Genomic DNA, 5,170 nt, shown 5'->3' with positions numbered 1-5,170 from the left:
TCCGGGTCATCTTTGAAATTGCTGGCTAATGCTTCGATGGCTGCATCTCGCACATACCATTCATCCTCAGTAGTAGCGCGGTCTTTAAGCCAGTATAAGATATCGCTGTTATCTTTCCAAATTGCGGCGACTGTTGCAACTGCTTGAGTGCGAATTTCCTGAACTAGCTCAGTTTCTTCTTCATCATCATAGGGTTCGTAATAGTACCAGAGGTCATATTTAGTTAAGTCTTTAAGCTTATCAAGCAATTTATTAGCCACTGACGCAATCGCCGAGCGATTTCTTACTTCTGTAAGACAGTTAGCTGCTAAAAACAGGTTTATGAATTCTTGCTGTTCACCATCTAGCATTATTAAATAATCAATAATTTCACCAACAAATTTTGGCTCAATCATTCCTGCAATTAGCCGCAATACCTCATGCCAAGTTTCATCTTGCCAGTATTTGCCAAAAACTTCAGTTTTGAGATACTCAATTGTAATACTACGTTCTTTCTCAAACTGCCAGACAAACTCCCAAGCACAGAAATATTCCAAAAAAGTCCGATGCACAAAGGCATAGTAATCTGCACCCAAGAAACATAAAATAAAATTGCGATCGCGCAGTTGTTTCATCAACCGTCTGGCTTTATCTCTGGCATCACTCACTGGTATGCTGTGCAGATATTTAGTGAAGATTGCTTCTAAATCATCCGCATAGATAATGTTGCCAGCTAAACCTTTTTCACTGGTTTGCATTTGATAAGCAACTTGACGCAACATTGCCTGTTTATCTTTATAATCAATAATGTCCAGACGTTCATCCGGCTTTAAATTGCGTCCGTCGTCCCAATTATGCAGCAGAACCTCTGAAGCATCTTTATACAGTTCACTTCTATCTCTGGGTAATTCTCGCTTGAGATTGAGAATTGCCATCATGGTTAACAGCAGAGGGTTTTGTGCTAGTTCTGCAATTGCTTTTGATTCATTAATTACTCTTTGTAGACGCTCTCGTTTGATATTTTTATCTCTTTCTTCGGCTTGACTAAAAGTTTTATCATGCCACCGTTCGATAAAATCTTGAATCTGTGCTGATTCTAAATCTTGCAACATGAAGTGGCGAAACTCTGCATCTCGCAATTGTTGCTGCTTATAGCCGATGATCCGAGAAGTGACAATTACCTGCACATCGGGATATTCATTAGTGAAGCGATGAATACTGGTAATTATTACTTCCTCCCGCTTCGCCGATTCAAAGATTTCATCCAAACCATCAAACATGACTAAAGCATTACCAGCCTTTAGCTGCTCATGCAATTTATGCTGATTGAGGTGATAAAAACAATTGGGACTATTATGGTAAAATTGGAGAAAATTATTACAACTACCCGCATTGCGATCGCGCATATAATTGCGTAATTCAATCAGCAAAGGAATTGGCAGATTAAAATCATTCTGTTCGAGAGTTTTTTCTACCCAATCCAACGCTAGATATTGCAACAATGTAGACTTGCCGGAACCAGGATCGCCTAAAATAACTAGATAATTTTTACGTTGCTTATCTCGGACAACATCTAATACTGAACGGATTGGCTGTTTAAAATAATTACGTTGATAACGTTCTGTTTCTTCTTGAAATTTTTCTATTTCCAATTCCGCATCTAATTGGTTACTTTCTTGTAGTCTGCGGAGATGTTCTTTAGGCAGTTCTGGTAAAACCTGATAAACTTGCCGCACATTTTGCGGGATAAACATTTGCCATAAATTTACCGGATGTTCGCGGGCTGTAGTTTCTAAACTATCTAACTTCAGATTACCGTAGCGTTCACGAATAGTTTCTAAATATTGCGGTAAATTAAAATCCTTGGGAATGTCAGTATTTTCTTTTAAAGTTTTATCAATACTGGATAATTTTTGAAGTTCCAGGATATAGCGTAACTCTTCTGAATCCGAAAGAATATCTTGAACTTGTATCAGATACTGCTCTGTATTTGTTTGCCAGTTAAATTTAGGCGGTAGAGGTTGGATTTGAAGTCTTTTCCAACTATCTGCTAGTGTTTTAAAATCTAGAGAATCACATTTAATATCAAAAGCCTGACCAAGAATTTCTTTAACCGACTTATCACGGATAAATTTCTTGATATCTTCAGCATAATTTTGAATTTCAGCTTCAGAAAGTTTGCAACGAACCTTTAACTGTTGCTGCATCGCTTGCAAAAATTCTGTCAGCGCCATAACTACAGCTTTCTGAAGCGGTTCTTGCTTAAAGGGCGCGGTTACAGCATTATTAAAAATATGTTTGAAAAAATCTTTAGCGTAGTCCTTAACTAAATCTTTGAAAAATTCTTCGCTGATAATAGTTTTGACAAGAAATCCAACCGCTTTTTGACCTATCCAGAGAGTAAACCACTCAACTATCATACTCACGCCTGCTAAGTGCTTGACTACGAGTATATACACCTGTCAGAGAAATTTTTCCAGATTTCTGAGTTTTTAGCTTAAGAGCGATCCTGGTTGAAGATTTGTTAAAAATAACTAATAACTGTGCATGAATATTAGGAATAATTTTATGGTTCTACAAGTTAACTCCATCCAAAAAGAACCAATTGTAACTTGGGAAGCACTTCCAGCCGACTTCATTTTACCCGACGATCCAGTGGAAAATATTCAACAACCTGCGATCGCTGCTGCGCTTACCGATGCTTTGGGAAACACAGGACGCATCCAACCCCAGATGCTGATTGGCTCTAATTTTGGACTTGTAGCCACAGTCAACAAAAAAATTGTCGTTAAAGCACCAGACTGGTTTTACGTTCCTCAAGTGCAGTCTGTGGGAACAAATGTAGTTCGTCGCAGCTATACCCCGAATTTAGAAGGCGCTGCTGTGGCTGTAGTGATGGAATTTCTCTCAGATACAGAAGGTGGAGAACTATCAGTCCGCTCAACTCCACCCTATGGTAAACTCTATTATTACGAAAAGATTCTCCAAGTTCCAACCTACGTAACCTACGACCCTTACGAACCAAGCATAGAACTACGATGCTTGCAAAATGGACAATATACTTTGCAGCAAGCAGACGCTAATGGACGTTACTGGATTCCTGAGTTAGAGTTATTTCTCGGAATTTGGCAAGGTGAAAGATTATGTCAAACCATGAATTGGCTGCGCTGGTGGGATACAGAAGGAAATTTGCTGTTGTGGAGTAGCGAACAAGCCCAACAAGAACGCCAACGTGCCCAACAGGAACGCCAACGTGCTGATATATTAGCAGCTAAGTTACGTGAGCTAGGTATTGACCCTGATGCGTAGGCGTAGCCCGTCGTAGACATCGCATAACCTAAAGAAATGCTGGGAATAATAATTTTGGGACATCAGCACCAAAAACTCCATGAAACAGCAAAAAAATCAGTTCAGCCATCTTACTGCGATCGAAAGAAGTTATCTGTCATTTCCTGCACAGCTTTTATTAAATCAAAACCTTTTACAAGGCAAAATACTAGACTTTGGTTGTGGCTTTGGTAATGATGTTAAAATATTGCGCCAAAAAGGTTGTGATATTACAGGTTATGACCCTTATTATTTTCCAGAATATCCTCAAAATAAATTTGATACCATAATTTGCTTTTATGTTTTAAATGTTTTATTTCCTGAAGGACAAGCTAATGTTATTATGGAAATATCCCACTTATTAAAACCAGGAGGTAAAGCTTATTATGCTGTAAGAAGGGATATCAAAAAAGAAGGTTTTAGAGAGCATTATGTATATAAAAAACCAACATATCAATGTATCGTCAAACTTCCATTTCCTTCAATTTTCTTAGATGAACATCGGGAAGTGTATGAATATACTCACTATAACCATCAGCGAAACTCATCTAATTATTGTATATTTTGTAATCCTAGAAACAATCTAAAATTATTAACTGAATCAGCAACTGCTTACGCTATTTTTGATAGTTATCCTATAAGTAAAGGACATATTTTAATTATCCCTAAACGTCATGTTAGCAATTATTTTGAACTACCATTTAAAGAGCAATCTGCTTGCTGGTTTATGGTGAACAAAGTACAAGAAATTCTCAAAGCAGAATTTGAACCTGATGGCTTTAATGTAGGAATGAATATCAATCGAGCCGCAGGTCAAAATATTATGCACACTAGTATTCATATCATCCCTCGTTACAAAGGTGATACTGTTTTTACTAAAAGTGGAATCAGGAACGTTATTCCTAAAAAACAATAGTTTTTCTCTAAGAATTCAGGAGCCAGAATTCTGCTGTAACTTGACCGTTTTGAAGTAATTATGAAAATTGCTGGAACCTCATGACTTACTCAAGCTTATCTCATAAGGTTGAGATAAGCTTTTAAGTGCATCGTCACCATGCTTTTTCAGTACAATCTCTACTTTGTTATTCTGAGCGTTACTGTAATCATCTCAAGTACTGTTGCGTTTACAGCTTGGCACCGTCGCTCAACTTCTTTGGCTAGCAAGCCTTTCATTTTGATGATGCTAGCGATCGCTGGAAAAGAACTAATACGAGCAACGCGGGATTCTGATCGAGTTGCCTTGATAATTATGGATATCGATTATTTTAAAATATTAATGATACATTCGGTCATCAGGCTGGCGATCGCATAATTCAGGTATTTGCAGACCTTCTTCGCAACTATAGTGATTCTCAAAACATTGTATGCCGATATGGTGGTGAGGAGTTTGTATTAGCTTTACCTGGGCTGACACAGGAGAAAGCGTGTCAGCACGCCGAACAAATTCGGTTATCGTTTCAAGCTGTGCGGTTGGAATCTGGAGGTAAAGAAATATATACGAGGGTTTCGGGTGGAGTGGGTGTGTTTCCAGATCATGGAAAAACCACTGATGAGTTATTGTAAGTAGTAGATCAAGCACTATATGCTGCTAAATTAGATGGGCGCAATTGCATTAAGTGTGTACAATCTAATTGATAAAATGTATAATTTTTAACAAACATTATGAAAAATACATAAATATAACAACACCTAATTTTTAGGTTTCGTTGAAAATATTGCAAAATATTTCAATTAAGCCAGATTATCTGGATCTATTCCGAGCGCTCTTAATTGTTCTGTCAATTGTTGCACTCTTTGTTCTGCAACTTCAGCGCGTTGTGCTTCTTGTTGAGCGCGTTGTGCTTCTTGTTGAGCGCGTTGTGCT

General features: G+C 37.9%; 5 protein-coding genes. 4 read left to right on the top strand and 1 reads right to left on the bottom strand.

The features are described from left to right. On the bottom strand, positions 1-2,399 hold a 2,399-nt coding region (locus tag ACFE90_RS23990), incomplete at its 3' end, for an NACHT domain-containing protein (RefSeq protein ID WP_375504974.1). 148 nt (positions 2,400-2,547) lie between these two features. Between ACFE90_RS23990 and ACFE90_RS23985 the strand changes: the two genes are divergently transcribed. The 4 genes from ACFE90_RS23985 (at position 2,548) to ACFE90_RS23970 (ending at position 4,869) form a co-directional block, all read left to right on the top strand. Continuing rightward, complete coding sequence (locus tag ACFE90_RS23985) at positions 2,548-3,288, top strand: Uma2 family endonuclease (protein WP_375504973.1); 741 nt, start codon at positions 2,548-2,550, stop codon at positions 3,286-3,288. A gap of 79 nt (positions 3,289-3,367) precedes the next feature. After that, on the top strand, positions 3,368-4,222 hold the full coding sequence (locus ACFE90_RS23980; protein ID WP_375504972.1) for a bifunctional class I SAM-dependent methyltransferase/HIT family protein: 855 nt from the start codon (positions 3,368-3,370) through the stop codon (positions 4,220-4,222). Between the two features lie 138 nt (positions 4,223-4,360). Further along, complete coding sequence (locus ACFE90_RS23975) at positions 4,361-4,618, top strand: hypothetical protein (RefSeq protein ID WP_375504971.1); 258 nt, start codon at positions 4,361-4,363, stop codon at positions 4,616-4,618. Beyond that, positions 4,579-4,869: a GGDEF domain-containing protein gene (locus ACFE90_RS23970; protein ID WP_375504976.1), complete on the top strand. Its 291-nt coding sequence runs from the start codon at positions 4,579-4,581 to the stop codon at positions 4,867-4,869. The genes ACFE90_RS23975 and ACFE90_RS23970 overlap by 40 nt, the downstream gene beginning before the upstream one ends. Positions 4,870-5,170: the final 301 nt, after the last annotated feature.

It is taken from the genome of uncultured Nostoc sp., from assembly GCF_964245445.1.
In the GTDB taxonomy this organism is placed as follows: Bacteria; Cyanobacteriota; Cyanobacteriia; order Cyanobacteriales; family Nostocaceae; genus Nostoc.
Note: the sequence above shows the minus strand (reverse complement) of the source record. Positions and strands in the feature narration are given on the sequence as shown.

What these genes read in the sequence shown, in the direction of transcription:
- ACFE90_RS23985 (WP_375504973.1), top strand. Translation starts at nt 2,548, where the DNA reads ATGGTTCTACAAGTTAACTCCATCCAAAAAGAACCAATTGTAACTTGG.
- ACFE90_RS23975 (WP_375504971.1), top strand. Translation starts at nt 4,361, where the DNA reads ATGCTTTTTCAGTACAATCTCTACTTTGTTATTCTGAGCGTTACTGTA.
- ACFE90_RS23980 (WP_375504972.1), top strand. Translation starts at nt 3,368, where the DNA reads ATGAAACAGCAAAAAAATCAGTTCAGCCATCTTACTGCGATCGAAAGA.